The organism is Algibacter luteus, from assembly GCF_900141715.1.
GTDB lineage: Bacteria > Bacteroidota > Bacteroidia > Flavobacteriales > Flavobacteriaceae > Arenitalea > Arenitalea lutea.
The window spans coordinates 21,386-41,262 of the sequence record NZ_FQYK01000006.1 but is presented as its reverse complement, the minus strand read 5'-3'; the positions used below and the strand labels follow the sequence as shown (position 1 = coordinate 41,262).

The window sequence follows — 19,877 nt, the reverse complement described above, 5'->3', positions numbered from 1 at the left end:
TATGTTAATGTTTGAGAGTGAAATGATCCTTAAATATTCTACCATCTTGTAAACGAACAGCAAACCAATAATCATCACTAGGTAATATTTCACCTTGATATAATCCATTCCAACCTTGCCCTAAAGGATCAAATTCTTTAACCAATTTGCCATATCTGTTAAAAATTTGAATTTTAGTATTCGGTTGAAACATGCTTGAAACACCATATATTTTCCATGTGTCATTCACCCCATCATTATTAGGAGTGAAAAACTTAGGAAACCCAATGACTGATACATTTTGATTTACAATACCACAATCATTTTTTACATCTTTAACGAGAACATTATAAATCCCAGGAAAAACGTTCTCAAAATAGTTACTGTCTTGATATGGATGCGTGGTGATATTATTTTCATCAATTAAGCTGTATTGATACGTGCCCTCGCCGCTAACAAATACAGTTATGGTATTACTTTGTGAAGCATCGGTAACCTCAAAAGCTGGATCTTGAAAAGTTGCAATGTTAGATGGCTCTACTGTTACCGTTCTATTTTTGGTACAGCCTGTTATCTTATGAGTTACCGTAACGGTGTAGGTGCCAACCTCATTTATTTGAGTAACATAATTTGTATCTCCGTTAGACCAATTGTAATTGTAATTACTTGAAGCATCATTTATAAGTCCTGCATCAATATTGATAGTGCTTGGAAAAAAATTGATACAATAAATATCAGACCCTTCAGTTTCTATATTCGGTAATTCGTGAACCGTTAATAAAACTTCACTTATACCGTAGCAATTGTTGGCATTTTCAACGCGTGCATAGATAACTTGATTGTAAGGATCAATATTGGTATAAGTAATAGGTAAATGATTTATTTCTAACAAGGCATCGTTATAAGTTTCAAAATACGAGAGGTTTAACCCTGCTGGCAATCCTTTAATGATATCATTTTCGGCATCGCTAAGGGTGAAGCTATAGAATCCATCCTCAATACCATCATCATCACAATGCTCTAGGGAAGCATCACTAGCACTTGTAGAGCTAACCGCTAGCACCAATTCTGAAAAACTTGAACATTCCGTTAAATCGTTTATAACTTCAACATATACCGTTTGAGGATTAGATATATTGTTATATGCATCAGCATTAAGCTCTATAGTTCGTGAAAAATCTTGATAAAATTTTGTCGATCGATTAAAAATATTCCCGACTAATTCGTTATGTGCTTCAGTTAGATTAAAAGTAGTTAAGTTATCTGCAATTCCGTCTTCATCACATTGTAGTAAAACATGATTATTTGCTTCTGGATTAGGAACAAAGTTAACAAATGCTTGACCTTCTAATGCGCAATCGCCATTGTTGGGCTCAATGTATACTTGATAATGTCCTTCTTGAAAAATTTCTAAATCAAAATCTGTTTCAGGCAAAGGCGCGCCATCAACCGTCCATATGTAGGTTGCTCCAGGAATATCATCTGCGGCTAAAATGTAAGAACCTCCATCGCATATATCTAAATTAATTGAGCTTTTTCCGTTTTTTATGATATCTATTTCTGTATTAAAAAAAGATGCTATAAAAGGAGGCAAGCCTTGTGACGAATTGAAAGGTGAAAGGTTTATAGCATTGTGCCTATATGTACAGCCTGGACCTACAACATTTGGATTTTCTATAACACCTAAGAACGGTAATCCAACATCGTAAGTTGAACTTAAGGCTCTATATATTTTTCCATCAGGACCTAATTGTAATGCGCCTCTATAAAGTTGTCTTGAATCTATATTAACTTGAGAGTTTTGCACATCGGCATCGGCTAAGTTAAACTGAGATAAAGTTGATTTATGATTGGCTGGATTATTATTACTATTAGGGTTTTGGGTATCAAAATAGTCGTTATAAGAATGCACGTATAAAAGCTGACTATTTGGTGAGAACTCAACTCCATAAGGAAAAGCACCACCATTATTTGAGGTTATAAATAATGCAGTTTCATTGGACAATGTGCCTAAAGTTGAATCAAAATCGTATAAAAATAATCCGCTTTTTATATTGGCCGATGCCGCTTTCGTACCATCAGGCGAAAGTTTTAAATAGCCACGAATCTCGTTGGTAGGATTCATTCCAGGAGATTTTACGGAAGTTGTGTTAATACCTGTATTACTTATTTCAAAGGCATGGAAAGTATCAAAAGTAGTGCCTGTTCCATCCTCTGATGCATAAGTTACCACCCAAATGGATTCAGTTACGCAATCTTTTAAAACCGCTGTAATTTTCTCTGAACAAAACGAAAGTAATTGGGTGTTTTTAGCTGTTACTTGACCTAAACCTCCATTAAGTGTCATATCGACTATTGAATAATTTAAACCGTTATTAACGCCGTCGAGACTATTATCTACAGTAAAGACATAATAAATGGAGGAGTCTGCTGGTTTGGGAACTATAATGGCGGATTGTGTACTAGACGAATCACCATGTAAACCAAAGCCATTCACCATTTGTAAATGGTTACTGTTCCAAATGGTAACGCCGTCAGTATAAAAAAGCAAATTACCATCTTCATCTGATATTGAAGAACAGCCTTCTCGAGTATTTAATTGCCCGTCGGTTTTTTGAATAATGGTATTCGAAGCTAGATCGAAAGATATACCCGCATTCTCCCCAAAATACCAATTTGAGGCTTCATTTTGAGCATAGAATAGCAGCCCAAAAAGGCTAAAAATTACAGATAAAGCAGTTTTTTTCATTTTTCAATAGCGAAAGCTACCAAAGATATTATAAATCTCGCTTTTTTAATAATCTATACGACAAAAAGATAAATAAGGCAGTCCAACATAGTACAATAATTATTTCGTAGCTGTGAGCGCCATAATCATAGGCCAATTCCCCTTTGTCTGGGAATTTCGTCATGGCTACTCTCTGAAAAGGTTGGTCTATAAGTTTATACATAGACTTTAATGGAAAGAAATTTTGTATTTTTTCTGCAATTGAAGCATTAAATTGCCATGTTATTAAACCAAACAGTATCCATTCTAAAATATACAGAATAAATAGAAAGGCTAAAGCGAAAGCAGATCGCTTTACTAACATTCCAAAGAATAAACACAAACTAAAAAAACCAATCAATTTAACAAAGTAAGCTAATAAAAATTCAGTTTCTCTAACCACTATGGTAGCTTCGGTATAACTGGAATAATACATACCAATACAAAATGAAATTAACGTAATTAAAACTGTTGAAACCAACGAAAAAAATACAATGGTATAGAACTTAGAAAGTATAAATTCCTTTTTACTTAAGCCATCAATAAGGTTTTGTTTTATAGTTTTATTACTGTATTCGTTGCCAATCATACTCACTACAACTATAGCGAAAAAGAATTTAAACTGAGAGGCAAAAAAAGTTGTTAAATGCCAAATAATTGGAAAATTAAAAACGCCCAATTCTCCTAATTCTAACGTGAAAAAACCAAATACATTAATCTTTAATGATGACAGTAAAATAACAAAAAAAGGCAAAATAAATGATATAAAAATGAGTATTTTACTCGTTCTATTCAGCAATAATTTTTGCAATTCTAAATTTAATAGTCGTAGCATAAAAATTAGTTTTGGTTGTGGTCTGTTAACTGCAAAAATTGCTCTTCTAAGCTTTCTTTACGCTGCACTAAATGCGTTAATACAATACCTTGTTCAAAAAGGTATTTATTAAAATCATCAGATAGCATGGGTTCGCTTAGAAATGCCGTAATTAAATGATCTTGAATCTTAACTTTACTAAATGATTTATGGTTTTCAAGCAACTTAATAAGTTCGGTTTCTTTATTGCACTTTAGCTCGAAAAAACCATGGCTGGAAATCATTTCATCAACTCTGCCCGAATATAATTTAACACCTTTTCGGAGTACAACTACATGTGAGCATACTTTTTCAACTTCATCTAGCAAATGCGATGCAAGTAGAATGGTAGTCCCTTTTGCAGCAATTTGCTTTATTATTTCTCGAATTTGATGAATTCCTTGAGGGTCCAACCCGTTTGTAGGTTCGTCTAGTATTAAAATTTCTGGGTCGTTTAATAGGGCAGAAGCAATGGCTAATCGCTGTTTCATACCTAAAGAATAGGTTTTAAACTTACTATCTTTACGTTCTAATAAACCAACTATTTCTAACTTTTCGTCTATTTTACTAAAATCTACGCCCTTAATTTTACAAACCAATTTTAAATTTTGTGTGGCTGTCATGTACGGGTAAAAGTTTGGGCGCTCAATAATAGCGCCTACCTTCTTTAAAGCATCATGTGTTGAGGTGTTGCCATCAAACCAATGAAAACTACCTTCGGTTTTGTTCACAACGTTAAGTACTATGCCTAAGGTTGTAGATTTTCCGCTACCATTCGGACCCAAAATTCCATAAACATTTCCTTTGTTAATGGTGAATGATAAATCTTTAACAGCCGTTAAATACCCGAATTTTTTCGTAAGGTTGTTTATTGTAAGAATAGATTCCAAACTATAATGTTTTTCTGCTAGCTGAAGATGTTAGCAATGGTTAGTTGTTTAAGTAAGACGAGAGTCTTTAATTATTGTTACAAGTTTATGATAAAAACCTTAAATTTGAATAAGTTTATACCTCTATGCAAGATTTAAAAATATCTAAAAGAAAGCCTTCATTTCCTATAACACAAAAGTTGGATGAATATCTTACCTTATATAATAGAAACGTAAAAATTCCTATTTTTTATGATGATTTATTAAGATTTCAAGGGTCTATTGTTGTGTATGATAAAGATGATAATGACACCCTTTGGATTCGTGTGTATTACAATGAGTTTGAGCGTGAAGAAATTGAGTCTGCCTTAAAAAAAGTTTATACCATTTTCCACTCAGATGGTAATGAGAATATATTGCCATTTTTAAGTGTTGATGCCATAGATTATTGCACTTTCGGAAACTCTAAACCTTTTAGAGTAAAGATTAGAAATATTTTAAATGATAATTCTACTTATTTCTATGTAAAAACTGCCGATGCTTCTCGTGTTTACGGGTTGGAGTTGGAGCACATGCTTTCGCCTTACAATTTGAATTTTCTAGTATACGAAAACACTTTGATTGAAGAACATATTGCGGGCATTCCGGGAGATGAGTTTATAAAAAATATGTTGCCAGATTGTAATAAATCTGAAAAGTCTCAAATAGCCAAAGAGTTTGTAAAATTTAATGAACGTTGCATGATTAGAATGCTAGGAGATATGCGTTCGTATAATTATGTAATTGTTCCTACTCATGATTTTGATAAAGTGGTTTACAAGATAAGGGCCATAGATTTTGATCAACAGTCTTATGAAGGAAAATTTAATATCTATAGACCTCAGTTTTTCAAGGAAAATTTTCAAATGGTAGAATTAGTTTCAAATAGTATCCAGAAGTTGTCAATAGATCAATACAAAACTGAAGAGCGTTCTATATTAGTAAAGCGTTTAAAGAGTTTTCAAAATAGGGTAGCCCGATTAATAAAATGTATGGAGGCAGATGACATTTCGCCAAAAGAACACGTAGACCAATTAAAGATGACTATTTTTAGTTACACCAACGATGTAAATTTTAAGAAAAGTAAGAATATGGGAGAAATACTTAAATATTCGCTTGACTTTTTAACCCGTAATTATGAGAATGTTACTTTAGAAAATTTAAAACGCTAATAGGTTAATTCCAGTTCTCATCAAAATCTAAATTATCGTAATCATCTACGTCAATTTCATCTTCAAACTCATTAAATTCATCTTCTTCACTATAAGTTTCAAACGATTTTTCATGAGCTTCATCTGGAACTTGTCCTTTAACAAACATCAAGTTCGGATAATCGTGCCCTTCAGTTTCTTCAACTATTTCGGCTAATTCAACAAAGAAGGTCCACATGCTTAAAAAATCGTAAACATAAATAAGTTTAGTTTGTGCTTCGTGAACAACACTATCTAAACTAGTTTCATTCATTAAACGCGCAGAACCATCATCACTTAAATCGAATAATGAAATTTCTTCACCTTGATCCCATTGATCGTTACTTAAATAAAATGAAGCCATTTCAGTTCCGTCGAAACCAAACGATTGCGTTATGATGTTGTGCAAATCTTCAAGCGTATCGGTTTCACGAATTTCTAAATCGCGGAAGATATCTTCTTCTGTGTCATTATCTAAAATAACTCTAAATCTATAGATCATTACGTATAAATATTGAAGTGCAAAGTTAACTCATTTATCTTATTTGGAAAAGCGATGCAAAGTAAATGTCATAGCACTTAAAAGAAAAAATGCACCAACTTGATGAGCAACACCTAACCAAACAGGGACTTGTAATAATATGGTAAAAACCCCTAATAAAAATTGAAACCCTAAAATAACAACTAATAAATTTAATCCTTTTGATTGATAGTTTGTAAGGGCTAATTTTTTAGATTTATAATAAATGGCTAATATAAATCCAACCACTACAAAAGCTAGTATTCTGTGTACAAATTGCACTCCGCTTTTGCCTTCAATAAAGTTTTTATAGGTAGGAGTTTGTTCGGTATAAACGGTTTCATGCATAAATTTTCCTTCGCTCATCATTGGCCAGTGGTTGTGCATAAAACCGGCATCTAAACCTGCTACAAAAGCACCGTAAATAATTTGCACAATTACTATAAATAACCCCCAGCGAATTAAGTTTCTAAACGCATTATTGATTGCTTTCTTATCAGGAAACATTAAATCTAATGCTACCCAAAAAGTATAAGCAAAGGTTATAAATGCGGTAGTTAAGTGCGCTGCTAATCTGTAATGACTAACATCAGGATTATCAACCAATCCGCTTTTTACCATATACCAACCTAGAAAGCCCTGGAAGGATCCAAGGCAGAGTAAAACTATTGCTTTTTTTAAAGTGGATTTTGAAAGTTGTTTCGTTATTAAAAAATATAAAAATGGAATTAAAAATACGAGACCTATAAACCTTCCAATAACACGGTGGAGCCATTCCCAAAAGTAGATATCTTTAAAATCTTCAAGTGTAAATTGGTTGTTTAATTTTTGATATTCTGGGTACTGCTTGTATAAATCGAAAGCTTCCTGCCATTCAACTGCATTCATAGGAGGAATGGTGCCTGATATTAGTTTATAGTTGGAAATAGACAATCCAGAATGTGTTAATCTGGTAATGCCACCAACAACAACCATGATAAAAATTAAAATGCAACCCGTTAATAACCAGTAAATTACTTTTTTGTTGTCCTTTTTCATATCTGTCTGGTCGAGCGCAGTCGAGACCTATTAAATGTTGTAACCTCTCGACTGCGCTCGAGGAGACAATAGTTTATTTTAATTCCTTTTTAAAACATAAACTATTTTCAATGCCTATGTACTGTCCGTAGTTTGGTATTATGCTATAATTCATTTTTTTATAAAATGAAACGGCTTCCTTTTGACGTTTTCCTGTTTCCAAAACACAGGTGTTAAAATCAAGTTCTCTTGCCCAAACTTCTAATTCTTGTAACACTTTTGAGGCTAAACCCATGCCTCTAGAACTTTCTTGAGTAAACATGCGTTTTACTTCAACTGTATCTTCACTTAAGGCTTTAAAGGCACCACAAGCAAGTGGCGTTTCATTTTTATAAACAACAACTACATGTTTTAAAACATCAATATTATTATACTGACTGTAAAACGCATGTTCATCGCCATCAATTCTTTTTAAATAGGCGTTTAATAAGGATACTAAACTTATAAAATCTTTATTTTTAGAATTTGTTCTTTTAACAGTAATCATGAATCTACGGCAGATTTTAGTCCTAATTTTTTACCTTTCTCCAGCATGAGTTTATATGCCGCTTCATATTCGTTTGGAATTTCACCTTCAAGAATGGCTTCTTTTATGGCTTCCTTAATTATTCCAATTTCTCGTGAGGGTTTTAAATTAAAAACCGACATGATCTCCTCACCAGAAATAGGAGGTTGAAAATTTCTAACATGATCGCGCTCTTCAACTTCAATAATTTTTTCGCGAACAATTTTAAAGTTATTATGATATTTCGTGAATTTTTTTGGGTTCTTGGTAGTAATGTCGGCTTCACATAAAGTCATTAAATCATCTACATAATCGCTCGCATCAAAAACCAATCTTCTCACGGCCGAATCGGTTACAATATCTTGTGCTAAAACAATTGGTCGAGAACTCATTAATACCATTTTTTGAACAAATTTCATTTTGTCATTCAATGGCATTTTAAGTCTTTTAAATAAGCGATATACCATTTTTGAACCTTCAAATTCGTGCCCATGAAATGTCCAACCAACTTTTTTGCTAAATTTTTTGGTAGGAGCTTTACCAATATCATGAAGCAGTGCAGCCCATCGTAACCAAAGATTATCTGTATTTTGGGCAATATTATCAACCACTTCTAAGGTGTGATAAAAGTTATCTTTATGCCTTTGTCCTTCAACTTCATCAATACCCTTTAATGCAATTAATTCGGGCAAAATATATTTAAGTAATCCTGTTTTTTCTAATAGCAAAAAGCCAATAGAAGGTTGTTTGCTTTCAAGAATTTTATTGAGCTCCGTCACGATACGTTCTTCGGTAATTATTTTGATGCGCTCACAATTTTTTGAGATGGATTTTAAAGAAGCATCTTCAATTTTAAAGTTTAATTGGGCTGCAAAACGTATAGCTCGCATCATTCGCAATGGGTCGTCACTATAAGTAATATCTGGGTTTAAGGGTGTTCTTATCGTTTTATTTTCTAGATCTTTAATACCATTAAAAGGGTCCAGTAAATCGCCAAAATGAGCTGGATTTAGATTTAAAGCTAAGGCATTAATTGTGAAATCGCGTCGGTTTTGATCGTCTTCAAGTGTGCCGTGTTCAACTGATGGGTTTCTACTATTTTCAGAATAAGATTCTTTGCGTGCGCCAACAAATTCAATTTCTATATCTTCAAAACGCAACATAGCGGTTCCATACGTTTTAAAAACTTGTACTTTTGGTTTATTAGGAAGGTTTTGAGCAACTTGTTTTGCCAATTTAATACCATTGCCAATCGCAACGACATCAATATCCTTCGCATCACCGCGCTTTAAAAGAAAATCGCGAACAAAACCTCCAATAACAAAAGCATCCAATTGCAGTTCTTTAGCAGATTTTGATATGATATTGAAAATAGGATGTTGTAACGCTTCTTTGTAATTCATTGATGATGTTGAGGTTTTAAGCTCTTATAATCTTAACAATACCATTGTTACCCAATTTGATTATTGATGATGGTTTTGAACAGATTTTATCGTGTTGCAAATTTACAACATAGTCCACACCTTTTAAAACCTCTGGACTTATTTCTTTAAATGATTTTGGAGTTGGTTGGTCACTAATATTTGCAGAGGTAGAGACAAGTGCACCATTAAGTTTTCTGGTAAGCCAATAGCAAAAATCGTCGTCTGGAATTCTAATGGCGATTGTTCCGTCCTTAGCAATTAAATTTAAAGGCAAATGTTGAGCTTCGTCGTAAATTATAGTTGTTGGTTTATCGGTTATTTCTATGATGTTTAAAGCAGAAGCAGGCACGTGCTTTACATATTTTTTTAGCATTCTGTCGTCTGAAACCAAACAGGTTAATGGTTTGCTTTTATCACGTTTTTTTAATGCAAAAACTCTATCTATCGCTTCTGCGTTCGAAGCGTCGCAACCAATAGCCCAAACCGTATCTGTAGGGTAGAGTATAAGTCCCCCTGCTTTTAAAACTTCAAGTGCGCTATTAATTTCTTTATTCATATTTTGAAGCTATATTTGCAGCATTGCAAATTTACAACAGAAAATAAAACTAGCATTTGCTAGTTTGTTTTATATATGAAGAAAATTAAGGTTTTTAGTGAAGATTTAAGTGACTCTTTTAAAACGGAGATTTCTAAAATAGTTGATAACTTCAGTGAGATTGAAGGTGGTGTTGGAAAACGAAACATCATCAAAATAGTGAAAATAGAAGGGGTTGATTATAATATTAAAGCCTTTAAAATTCCTAATATATTTAACAAAATAGCTTATAATTTTTTTAGAAAAAGTAAAGCACAACGTTCTTTTGAATATGCGAAAAAGTTGAATGAATTAAAAGTAGGAACCCCGAAACCAATAGCATATTTTGAAAATAAGAGTCCTCTGTTTTTTAAAGAAAGTTTTTACATTAGTGAGCAATTACAATGCGATTTAACGTATAGAGAGCTTACTAAAGATTTAAATTACCCTGATTTCGATACTATTTTAAGAGCATTTACGAGATTTACCTATAGTCTGCATGAAAATGGAATCCATTTTCTAGATCATTCTCCTGGAAATACTTTAATTAAAAAAAATGGTAATACTTACGATTTTTACTTAGTGGATTTAAACCGGATGAAGTTTGAATCTTTAGATTTTGAAAGTAGAATTAAAAACTTCTCTAGACTTACAACTCATAAATCTATGGTTGAATTAATGAGCGATGAGTATGCGAAAGCATCAGGTGAAGATTTTAATAAGATTTTCGATTTAATGTGGAATTCTACAGAAACGTTTCAATATAAATTTCATAAAAAGAAACGTCTAAAAAAGAAATTGAAATTTTGGAAAAATTAGATTATTGTCTGTTTTTTCGAAGTAACCAAAGTTTTACATAGCGCATAAATACAACATATCCTTGTATATATCCAATGGTTAAACCTACAACACCATCACGAAAACCACTTTGTAAAATATAGTGTTTAAAGAAGCCCCAAAATGGTTTTATAATAAAATGATAAGGTGTTAGCTTTCCCGTTTTTTTATCATAATCTTTCGCTTGCCACCACGCATAACGATTCATTTTTTCAAGATATTTATCGAAAGTAATATAGGTGTTATGATACAGTTTTTCTTTTAATCGCCCTACGTCACCATCTGCAATAATTTCGGCATGTACATGCTTATCTTGGTATTTACAGAAATCCCTTTTAAACAATCGGATAACAGCATCGTTTCTCCAACCGCTATAATTGACGCGTTCGCCCATAAAATGATTGTTTCTACCTATCCAGTAGGCTACAATAGGTTCTGGAGGATTTTTTAAAATTTTAAGGATTTCGGATTTTAATTCAGGTGTGACGCGCTCATCGGCATCAACAAGTAAAACCCATTCGTGTTTAGCTTGTGGAATAGCCCAATTTTTTTGAGATGCAGAATATTCATAAGCCCTTCTAATCACTTTTACGCCTAATTCTTTTGCTTTTTCATAGGTGCCATCTGTACTTAAACTATCTACTACTATTATTTCATCTGCAAAATTTACTGAAGCAACAACGGCTTCAATATTATGTATTTCATTCCCAGTTGGGATGATGGCTGTAAGCTTTTGCATTTTTAATCTTTTGAAATGGTAAACTGCTTGTTATAGCTTTTTAATGTAAAGTAATTAAGCTTTTTTCTGATTTTAAATTTTCGAATCAAATTTAACGGTTTAGATTTTAAATGGCGTTTATCTTTATGTAAAAATGATATAGTAGCATCAATAAGTCTGCTGCTCGATTTTCCATCGGAATAGGGATGTAATTCTTTAACAAAGTCGTTAATTTTTTCTATTAAATCTTTAGGATAGCTTAAGGCAAAGTTAAAAGTGTCTTCTAAATCATTAGCATTATTAACATGCAATAAGTAATCGTGTTTGTAAGTGTGGTTAAAAGTAACTACAGGCTTTTTTTGCAATAAATATTCTTGAATTGCTGAAGTCGTATCGGCAAACAAAATATCTGATGTTTTGAACAACGGAATTAATTGGGTTGTGTTATGAAATTTGAAATGTTTTCCGTTTAATGATTGCCATTTTGCAACAATATGTTCTGGTAATTTTGGATGTAAAACCATTATAAAATTGAACATGCCGCTATTTGAAAGTCGTTTTATTTCATTAAAAACAGCATCATTATAGGCTAAACTTAAACGTTCAGTAAACGTTGAAGCAATCATAATCGTTTTAGTGTTTTCTTTATTTTCTAACGGAAATAAAGGGTCTACTTTAGGCCAACCAGTTTCCATAACTTCAAAATATGGGTACTTCTTTTTTTGTTCTAGAAACCCTTTTGTAGTTGAAGGCCCTTGTGTACTGTACAAATCGAAAAATCCCCGAATTCTAAAATGCGCTTCCCCTGTTTTCTTCTCAGGTCTTTTATAAGTTAAAAAACCATGAAATATTTGAACTTTTAAACCGGTAATGAAATCTGGCACATCATCGGTTGCGGTTAAAACTATATCGGGCTTAAATTCTATTACTTCATTAATTGTATCTAATGTATTCGTTTTATGACTTATTGATTTTTTACCGTCATCTAAATCTGAAAACCATTTTACGGTATATCCTCGGTTTAAAATCTCTGTTTCCAAAGGATTTCCTATGGGTAATGCATAACTGTATGATATGTAAATTAAAAATCTATAATTCATTCTAACTTTTTGAGATTATAATTGGTTTGAAATTATCACTAAACCATACGGTTTTCAAGCCATTTCAAAATATAATCTAAAATTTTTGGCGGACACAAATCTAAACTTTGCATACCTAAAAATAATTTGTTTTTAGATTTTACATTTAATTTAAACTTATACCAAATTAATGGTTTCTTGTAAGACCTAAAGTATAACAATTGTAAATCATCTTTAAAAACGCAGGTTTTATTTTTTATTTCAAGATGATTTGCTAAACCTTGGGGTGTAAATTGTATGTCGTTTCTAAATTTATGTTTAATATTTTCAATTAATACAGCCTCATGACCTTCGAAGTATGTTTTAAACGTCGTTTTTCGTAATGGATGCGGAGTATGTTTGAAATTATAGTATTTATTGAATCCTGCGAGTTTCGCAGCATTTTGTTGTATTGCTTTATGACCTTTTTTTGCTTTTTTGAACCTTTTATAAAAGATATCTTTATCAAACTTCAACCATTTACCTCTTAATACAGGGAGACCATTTTGAAAAAAATCTGATGGTTTTGTTTCATTAATTAGGAAGAAGTCGTCGTTAAAATAAATAAAATGTTCAGCTAATTCAGGAATTCTATATAAACACGTTTCAATGGGCCTACAATTAAAGGTGGGTAAATATTTTTCATAACCATCAAAAATCTCCGTATGATCAATAATTTTTACGTTTTTGTATTTAGCATCCTTATGCTCATTTTTCAGAAAACTTGGAGTTTGTTCATCAGTTACAACGTAAATATTTCTAACATATGAAGCAAATTTCAGAATAGAATCAATTGTAAATTTAATCTCATTGACTTGATCAAATCGGGTTCTGAATTTTTTAGAAGTAATTTTATTTGAGTCTTTTAAAAAAGGCAATATTTTGGCCTGATGTTTTTCGTCATCACCATCTACCCATAAAATTACGGCATCAATAATAAGTTCTTCTGTTTTAGTTGTAGTCATAACTTAACGAGCGGATGGTATCTTGTAACATTTTATTTATTCAATTTCAGTAATAACTTTCTGCCCTTTTTTAAGTTTAGGAAGTTCAATATATTCACCAATAATTTTATTGTATTCATCTGGAATAAAATCTTTTCTTCCGTCTGAGGGATAGAATGTCATTTCGCCAAAAACGCTTTTGCCTTCAATAGAGTAAAAATCAACTCGAACAAATGGGAAATTACCAGCTAAGATTTCAGATAATTTTATCATTTCTTCTAAATTGCTTGGTTTTTCAACTTCCGATGAAATACTTTTTTTAAGAGATACATATCTAAATGGCAGAGGGTTAAATTCGAAATCATAAAATCCACGTTTATGATTTTGTTCTCTATCTAAATGTACCTCTAAAAACTTAGCTTTCCCTTTAAAGCAATAAAATTTGTAATCAATTAAAGATATTCCGCCTTCATCTTTTAAAAGCTTTTCAATAATTAATCGAGGTTTTACGTTTTTATATGCCCATTCTTGACCTGTTCGATAGTACTGACTTTTATTTAGCCATTTTTTAAAAAGTTTGCTGGTTTTCTCTTTATTTAGATTTTCATTATCTCGAACAATTAAATTATAACTACTGGCATGGGTCGCTTTTACTATAAATTTAACAGGTAAATCGTCGTAATTTATTTCTTTTGGATGGTCATAAACGCCATAAATATCGTTTAAATATTGTGCACCAATTTTTGCTTCAACATATGCTCTTACTGCATATTTATCTACCAATTGTGTTAAGATGTCAGGGTGATAAAAAACTTTAAGCCATTGTATTTTGGCATTAAATTCTTGTGGATTTTCGAGATTTAATTTTTTTCCGGTGTAATGTTCATAAAGAAAGTGAGCATAAGTTTTTGGAGGTAAAAACTTTAATTTTCTCAACATCCTCATGCTGAACTTACGTATGTTTTTAAGCATTATGCGAATAATTTTGACAAATATAAAATAAAACTACAAGGTAGTTTAATATTAAATTTAAAGTAGAAATTGTTTGAAAAAAAATAAGACCAACTTACATAAAGCTGATCTTATTTTTATTTTAATTCGTTGCTTAAATTAAACCGCTACATTATGTTCACGTAAAGCATCGTTTAAACTTGTTTTCTTATTGGTGCTTTCTTTACGTTTACCAATAATTAAAGCACATGGTACGTTAAATGTTCCTGATGGAAATTCTTTGGCATAACTTCCAGGAATAACTACAGAACGCGCTGGTACAAGTCCTTTATATTCAATTGGTTTGTCGCCAGTAACATCAATAATTTTAGTACTCATAGTTAAAGTAACTCCAGCACCTAAAACAGCTTCGGTTTCAACACGTACGCCTTCAACAACAATACAACGGCTACCAATAAAGGCATTATCCTCAATAATTACAGGAGCAGCTTGTAATGGCTCTAAAACACCACCAATACCAACACCACCAGATAAATGTACATTTTTACCTATTTGTGCACAGCTTCCAACAGTAGCCCAAGTATCAACCATGGTACCTTCATCAACATATGCACCAATATTTACATAACTAGGCATTAATATAGTTCCTGGAGAAATATAAGCGCCATGTCTTGCTACAGCGTTAGGAACTACTCTAATGCCGCGTTCAGCATAATTTCTTTTCAACGGAATTTTATCATGATATTCAAAAATACCAGCTTCTAGAGTTTCCATCTTTTGAATTGGGAAATATAAAACAACTGCTTTTTTAACCCATTCGTTAACCTGCCAACCGTCTGTTGTTGGTTCTGCAACACGTAATTCACCTTTGTCTAGCAAATCGATTACGTTTCTAATAGCTGTGGTTGTTTCCTCTTCTTTTAAAAGCGCTCTGTTATTCCAAGCGTTCTCTATGATTTGTTGTAGTTCAGTCATTGATTTATAATTTTTGGCAAATATAATGGCTATCCTTCAAAAAGTCATTGAATAAGAAATAATAATAAGCTCATTTCAATGAAAATTATTCAATTCTGTATGTGCTTTTTATGGATAAATAGTGCTTTTCATCTTTTAGACTAATCGATTACTCGACTAAAAGCAGGACAGCTTGTATTTGAGCGTTAAAAATTGTATTTAAACCATTTATCGGTAAAAATTTACCGCTGCTCTAGTTATCGAAAATACTGGCTCGTACAACTAATTTTTTATTCAAAACATAACAACTCGATATATATTTGAATCATCAAACAATGATAAACAGATGAAAACAAATATTTACATATTATTAATTTTATTACTTTCTTTCTCTTTCGGAAATGCACAAAGTGCTTCTGAAGTAGATGCAATAGAAACTAATAAGACTGTTTCTTTTTCTGTAGATGCTGAAATAGCTACTATGATGGTAGAGACTAATACTGTAAATGATGATTCATTATTAATTGATGTTTCAGAATTTAATGAAACGATTGCACGAAGTACTAGTGATATTAGAATTTACTTAAACCGTAAAAGAAAAGTAAGTAATATCAATTTAGTTTTTAAAGAAATAAATAAAGCTGTTAGAGCTTAAAAAATAATGTTCAAGTATTAATAATTAAGGTTAACTATTGAGTAAAGGCTATCCATCTGGATAGCCTTTGTTATTTTATTATTATACTTTTACATAAAAAATAAATGGCAAGAATACTAGCAATTGATTTTGGAACCAAACGAACAGGGTTGGCAGTAACTGACGAAATGCAAATTATAGCATCTGGTTTAACTACAGTTGAAACTAAATTGTTGCTTCAATTTTTAAAAGAATACACTGCAAAAGAAACTGTTGAATTGTTTTTAGTTGGCGAACCAAAGCAAATGGACAATACGCCTTCTGAAAGTGAAACTCACATTTTACCTTTTATTACTAAATTGGAGAAGGCTTTTCCTAAAATCCCTATTAAGCGTGTTGACGAACGATTTACCTCTAAAATGGCATTTCAAACCATGATTGATAGTGGACTAAAAAAGAATCAAAGAAAAAATAAAGCTCTTATAGACGAAATAAGCGCTACTCTTATTCTACAAAGTTATTTATACTCAAAATAATTTATTTCTTAAAAGAATAAATTTTTGTTAAATACAATACAAAATATATAAGTATTGTATTTTTGCAAAGATTTAATTAAACACAGCATGATTTTACCAATAGTAGCATACGGAGACCCTGTATTAAAGAGGAAGGCAAAAGAGATAACGAAAGATTATCCTAATTTCGATACACTTTTACAAAGTATGTTTGAGACTATGTATAATGCAGCTGGAGTAGGTCTTGCTGCACCCCAAATAGGTTTGCCAATTAGAATGTTTTTAGTGGATACAGCACCTTTTTCAGAAGATGAAGATTTTACAAATGAAGAAAAAGAGTTGTTAAAAGGGTTCAAGCGTGTTTTTATAAATGCTAAAATTGTTGAAGAAGCGGGTGATGAGTGGGCATTTAACGAAGGCTGTTTAAGTATCCCGGATGTAAGGGAAGATGTTTTTAGAAAACCAATTGTTACAATTGAATATTTAGACGAAAACTTTAATCCGCATAAAGAAACTTATAACGGATTAATAGCTCGAGTAATTCAGCATGAGTACGATCATATAGAAGGTATTTTATTTACCGATAAATTATCTAGCCTAAAAAAGAGATTAATAAAAGGCAAGTTAACCAACATCTCTAAAGGGAAAATAAATGTAGATTACAGAATGCGTTTTCCCGATGAAAAAAAGAAACGATAATACTTGCAATACATTAATAAACATTTGATATTTGCCCCTTTTTAAAACATAATTTATGAGTTTAGATAAAGTAATTTCAATTTCAGGAAAACCAGGGTTATATAAGTTAATAACTCAAACGCGTGGTGGTTTTGTTGCTGAATCATTAGTAGACAATAAACGAATTTCTGTAAGTATACAAAGCAATGTAAGTGTATTAAGTGAGATTGCAATTTATACTTTAACAGAAGAAGTGCCTTTACGTCAAGTTTTTCTAAATATAAAAAAGAAAGAAAACGGAGAGCCAACATCTGTTAAGCCAAAAGATAGTAAAGATAAATTAGAAGAATATTTCTTTGATGTTCTGCCAGATTATGACGAAGATAGAGTATATGCTAGCGATATTAAGAAAGTAATACAATGGTATAACTTGTTGCAACAGCACGATATGCTCAACGATTTAGAAGTAGTTGAAGAAGAAGCTTCAAACGAAGAAGAATAATATTAAATATAAAAAGCCTTCATTTAGAAGGTTTTTTGATTTTTAAACCATGAAATTAACAAAAGGTAAAATAAAAAATATTATTTTTTTTATAATTATTGGTTTATTAATAATTCCTCAAACAAGACAGCCAATACAGGTTTTGTTGCATAAAAGTTTAGCAGTATTTAGTCCTTCTACAATCAATACGTCTAAACAAGAAACTCTTGAAGATTACAATTGGTTACTTAAAAACAGTGAGGGTACCGTTCTAAATTTTCAAGACCTAAAAGGAAAAGTTATTTTGGTTAATTTTTGGGCTACTTGGTGTCCGCCATGTATTGCTGAAATGCCCAGTATGGAAGCTCTTTATAAAGATTATAGCGGTAAAATTGACTTTGTTTTTGTATCTAATGAAGATTTTCAAGTAGTTAACGAGTTTATTAAAAAGAAAGGCTACACTTTTGAAGTGTTTAACCCATTGACTCAATATCCTAGCAACTTTGATGTAACAAGTATTCCAAGAACATTTCTTTTAGATAAAGAAGGACATATTGTTATTGATAAAACTGGAGCAGCCAATTGGAATAGCGACAAAGTCCGAACTTCTATTGACGATTTATTAAAACTTTAAAACGTTTTAAAAAAGGCCTTTATAAAACTCCAAGAAAATAAAGAATACATGATTTTAATTTCTTCAATTACTGTTGATTCTTCATCTAAAAACCGGAACATGGTTTGTATAGAATTTTTATTGTAAAACTGTTGAAATATCCATTCTCCTCTTTGGTTTTCATCTTTTAAAACTTTCAAGAATACTTTATCATAAAACTTAAATCGACGTTTAAATAAGCGCGCTGAAGGGTTTTTATTGGCTTTTAAATTTTCTATAATTTTTGAGACTTTTTTCTCAGTGTGTTTAAAAGAATACCCAGTAGACCCTTTAACCCAACCGCCACCAGTTCCTATTTTTGTTTTGCTATTTGTGTTATAGCTTTCAAATGGAAAGTTAGTCATGGGTATTTGACCCATTTCAGTTTCTATAATTTTATAGTCTACAATATTAAGGTAATCACTAATGTATTTTTTTATAAAAGAATCGTACGTAGTTTCACTAACCAAATCTGATGTAAAATAAGTGAACTCTACTAGAGCTGTATTTTCAGAAAAGGGTAGCACATAGGTAAATGTAGTTTGGTTGCTGTCCTTTAATCGATAGTCCATCATGGTAATGGAATCAGACTTAAATACGTTTTTTTTAGTTTCTATAACCCAGCCTTTAAAATGTTGAATAATCGAAATATGCTTTTTTGAAAGAAGGGAAAATGCATCAGGAATTCTACTGTCAAAAACGTGAGAAGCTGAATATGTATTTGTGTTAGTTTTTACAGATACGTTATCAACTTCTGTCACCGTTTCAACTTTCTCAATTATAAAATTAAAGGTTTCTTTAACTGAAAGCATTTGCTTCGCATAATTATAAAAATCTATTGCCCGAACGGTTTTGTACGTATATGGATTTAACTCTAAATTGATGTGCTTTTTATTAGTTATAACCGATGCTTTACTCCAAGTTTTATGGGTTATAGTATCCCACTGAGATTTACCAGATTCCCAAAAACTCCACGTTTTATCGTTACTATTTTTAGGTGATGCATCAATTAACGCGATGTTTTTGTTATCAAAAAAAGTATCCGATGCCAATTTTAGAGCAAGCTGTAACCCAGCTAAACCATTTCCAATAATGATATAATCGAAATGGGTATTATTTGCCATTAGTTTGAAGTGTAAACTACTTTTTAAAATATTTAAAAGGTACAAATAGCATCCCAAAACACTCACCATCTTTTTTACCTAAGTGTTTATGATGAATTTTGTGTGCGCGTCTTACGCCTTTAGCATACCAATTATTGGCATTTCTAAACAGTTTAAAACGCTGATGGATAAAAATATCATGCACAATGAAGTATGATAATCCGTAAGCAAAAATACCAAGTCCGATAGGTAAGCCTGCCCAAAAACTGGTGTATTTCCAAAGTAAAAAGAAACCGATACTAACCACTGCATAAAAAATGAAGAAAGCATCATTTCGTTCAAACCAACTATCATGGTCTTTATGATGATGATCTTTATGTAAACTCCACAAAAATCCGTGCATAATATATTTATGGGTAAACCACGCCATAAACTCCATAAAGCCATAGGTGCCTAAAAATATAAGTATCCAATAGAAAGTATGCATGTTTGAAA

The 19,877-nt window shown here is 31.7% G+C and carries 22 protein-coding genes; 7 read left to right on the top strand and 15 right to left on the bottom strand.

The genetic code is table 11. The features are described 5' to 3' along the window. Positions 1–4 precede the first annotated feature (4 nt). Genes BUA46_RS11850 through BUA46_RS11840 form a run of 3 tightly spaced genes read right to left on the bottom strand, consistent with a single transcriptional unit; the run spans position 5 to position 4,489 of the window. Positions 5–2,728: a T9SS type B sorting domain-containing protein gene (locus BUA46_RS11850; RefSeq protein WP_019388141.1), complete on the bottom strand. Its 2,724-nt coding sequence runs from the start codon at positions 2,726–2,728 to the stop codon at positions 5–7. Positions 2,729–2,756: 28 nt separating this feature from the next. Beyond that, positions 2,757–3,581, bottom strand: a complete 825-nt coding sequence (locus tag BUA46_RS11845; RefSeq protein ID WP_019388142.1) for an ABC transporter permease — start codon at positions 3,579–3,581, stop codon at positions 2,757–2,759. 5 nt (positions 3,582–3,586) lie between these two features. Next, a complete protein-coding gene (locus BUA46_RS11840) occupies positions 3,587–4,489 on the bottom strand; it encodes an ABC transporter ATP-binding protein (RefSeq protein ID WP_019388143.1) in 903 nt (300 codons plus the stop codon). A 125-nt stretch (positions 4,490–4,614) separates the two neighbouring features. Between BUA46_RS11840 and BUA46_RS11835 the strand changes: the two genes are divergently transcribed. Next, on the top strand, positions 4,615–5,679 hold the full coding sequence (locus BUA46_RS11835) for a hypothetical protein (RefSeq protein WP_019388144.1): 1,065 nt from the start codon (positions 4,615–4,617) through the stop codon (positions 5,677–5,679). A 4-nt stretch (positions 5,680–5,683) separates the two neighbouring features. On the opposite strand, the gene BUA46_RS11830 is transcribed toward BUA46_RS11835, so the two are convergent. The 5 genes from BUA46_RS11830 to BUA46_RS11810 form a co-directional block, all read right to left on the bottom strand. Next, the gene (locus BUA46_RS11830; RefSeq protein WP_019388145.1) at positions 5,684–6,199 is read right to left on the bottom strand and encodes an IS1096 element passenger TnpR family protein; all 516 of its coding nucleotides are present in this window, start codon (positions 6,197–6,199) and stop codon (positions 5,684–5,686) included. Positions 6,200–6,238: 39 nt separating this feature from the next. After that, positions 6,239–7,255, bottom strand: a complete 1,017-nt coding sequence (locus tag BUA46_RS11825; RefSeq protein ID WP_019388146.1) for a COX15/CtaA family protein — start codon at positions 7,253–7,255, stop codon at positions 6,239–6,241. 73 nt (positions 7,256–7,328) lie between these two features. Further along, positions 7,329–7,781 carry a GNAT family N-acetyltransferase gene (locus BUA46_RS11820; RefSeq protein WP_019388147.1) on the bottom strand — a complete coding sequence of 151 codons (453 nt, stop codon included), beginning with the start codon at positions 7,779–7,781 and terminating at the stop codon, positions 7,329–7,331. Then, complete coding sequence (locus tag BUA46_RS11815; protein ID WP_019388148.1) at positions 7,778–9,202, bottom strand: CCA tRNA nucleotidyltransferase; 1,425 nt, start codon at positions 9,200–9,202, stop codon at positions 7,778–7,780. The genes BUA46_RS11820 and BUA46_RS11815 overlap by 4 nt, the downstream gene beginning before the upstream one ends. A 16-nt stretch (positions 9,203–9,218) precedes the next feature. Further along, positions 9,219–9,779 (bottom strand): L-threonylcarbamoyladenylate synthase, encoded by a 561-nt coding sequence (locus tag BUA46_RS11810; RefSeq protein ID WP_019388149.1) that lies wholly within the window; start codon positions 9,777–9,779, stop codon positions 9,219–9,221. Positions 9,780–9,854: 75 nt separating this feature from the next. Here BUA46_RS11810 and BUA46_RS11805 point away from each other — a divergent pair, with 75 nt between their 5' ends. After that, entirely contained in the window at positions 9,855–10,616 is a 762-nt protein-coding gene (locus BUA46_RS11805) for a lipopolysaccharide kinase InaA family protein (protein WP_019388150.1), read from the top strand. A 1-nt stretch (position 10,617) separates the two neighbouring features. On the opposite strand, the gene BUA46_RS11800 is transcribed toward BUA46_RS11805, so the two are convergent. The 5 genes from BUA46_RS11800 to BUA46_RS11780 all read right to left on the bottom strand — a co-directional run bounded on the left by BUA46_RS11800 (position 10,618) and on the right by BUA46_RS11780 (position 15,340). After that, a complete protein-coding gene (locus tag BUA46_RS11800; RefSeq protein WP_019388151.1) occupies positions 10,618–11,373 on the bottom strand; it encodes a glycosyltransferase family 2 protein in 756 nt (251 codons plus the stop codon). Between the two features lie 2 nt (positions 11,374–11,375). Beyond that, on the bottom strand, positions 11,376–12,452 hold the full coding sequence (locus BUA46_RS11795) for a CDP-glycerol glycerophosphotransferase family protein (protein ID WP_019388152.1): 1,077 nt from the start codon (positions 12,450–12,452) through the stop codon (positions 11,376–11,378). A gap of 38 nt (positions 12,453–12,490) precedes the next feature. Then, positions 12,491–13,435 (bottom strand): Stealth CR1 domain-containing protein, encoded by a 945-nt coding sequence (locus tag BUA46_RS11790; protein ID WP_019388153.1) that lies wholly within the window; start codon positions 13,433–13,435, stop codon positions 12,491–12,493. Positions 13,436–13,471: 36 nt separating this feature from the next. Further along, positions 13,472–14,386 (bottom strand): ATP-grasp fold amidoligase family protein, encoded by a 915-nt coding sequence (locus tag BUA46_RS11785; protein WP_035106440.1) that lies wholly within the window; start codon positions 14,384–14,386, stop codon positions 13,472–13,474. A gap of 138 nt (positions 14,387–14,524) precedes the next feature. Next, a complete protein-coding gene (locus BUA46_RS11780) occupies positions 14,525–15,340 on the bottom strand; it encodes a 2,3,4,5-tetrahydropyridine-2,6-dicarboxylate N-succinyltransferase (protein ID WP_019388155.1) in 816 nt (271 codons plus the stop codon). A 325-nt stretch (positions 15,341–15,665) separates the two neighbouring features. Between BUA46_RS11780 and BUA46_RS11775 the strand changes: the two genes are divergently transcribed. The 5 genes from BUA46_RS11775 (at position 15,666) to BUA46_RS11755 (ending at position 18,261) form a co-directional block, all read left to right on the top strand. After that, positions 15,666–15,974: a hypothetical protein gene (locus BUA46_RS11775; RefSeq protein ID WP_019388156.1), complete on the top strand. Its 309-nt coding sequence runs from the start codon at positions 15,666–15,668 to the stop codon at positions 15,972–15,974. 104 nt (positions 15,975–16,078) lie between these two features. After that, entirely contained in the window at positions 16,079–16,489 is a 411-nt protein-coding gene (gene ruvX, locus BUA46_RS11770; RefSeq protein ID WP_019388157.1) for a Holliday junction resolvase RuvX, read from the top strand. 87 nt (positions 16,490–16,576) lie between these two features. Next, positions 16,577–17,167, top strand: a complete 591-nt coding sequence (def, locus tag BUA46_RS11765; RefSeq protein WP_019388158.1) for a peptide deformylase — start codon at positions 16,577–16,579, stop codon at positions 17,165–17,167. Between the two features lie 55 nt (positions 17,168–17,222). Further along, entirely contained in the window at positions 17,223–17,648 is a 426-nt protein-coding gene (locus BUA46_RS11760; protein ID WP_019388159.1) for a DUF5606 family protein, read from the top strand. Between the two features lie 49 nt (positions 17,649–17,697). Further along, a complete protein-coding gene (locus tag BUA46_RS11755; protein WP_019388160.1) occupies positions 17,698–18,261 on the top strand; it encodes a TlpA family protein disulfide reductase in 564 nt (187 codons plus the stop codon). On the opposite strand, the gene BUA46_RS11750 is transcribed toward BUA46_RS11755, so the two are convergent. After that, positions 18,258–19,403 (bottom strand): lycopene cyclase family protein, encoded by a 1,146-nt coding sequence (locus BUA46_RS11750; RefSeq protein ID WP_019388161.1) that lies wholly within the window; start codon positions 19,401–19,403, stop codon positions 18,258–18,260. The genes BUA46_RS11755 and BUA46_RS11750 overlap by 4 nt on opposite strands. 16 nt (positions 19,404–19,419) lie before the next feature. Further along, positions 19,420–19,869: a sterol desaturase family protein gene (locus BUA46_RS11745; RefSeq protein WP_019388162.1), complete on the bottom strand. Its 450-nt coding sequence runs from the start codon at positions 19,867–19,869 to the stop codon at positions 19,420–19,422. Between the last annotated feature and the right edge of the window lie 8 nt (positions 19,870–19,877).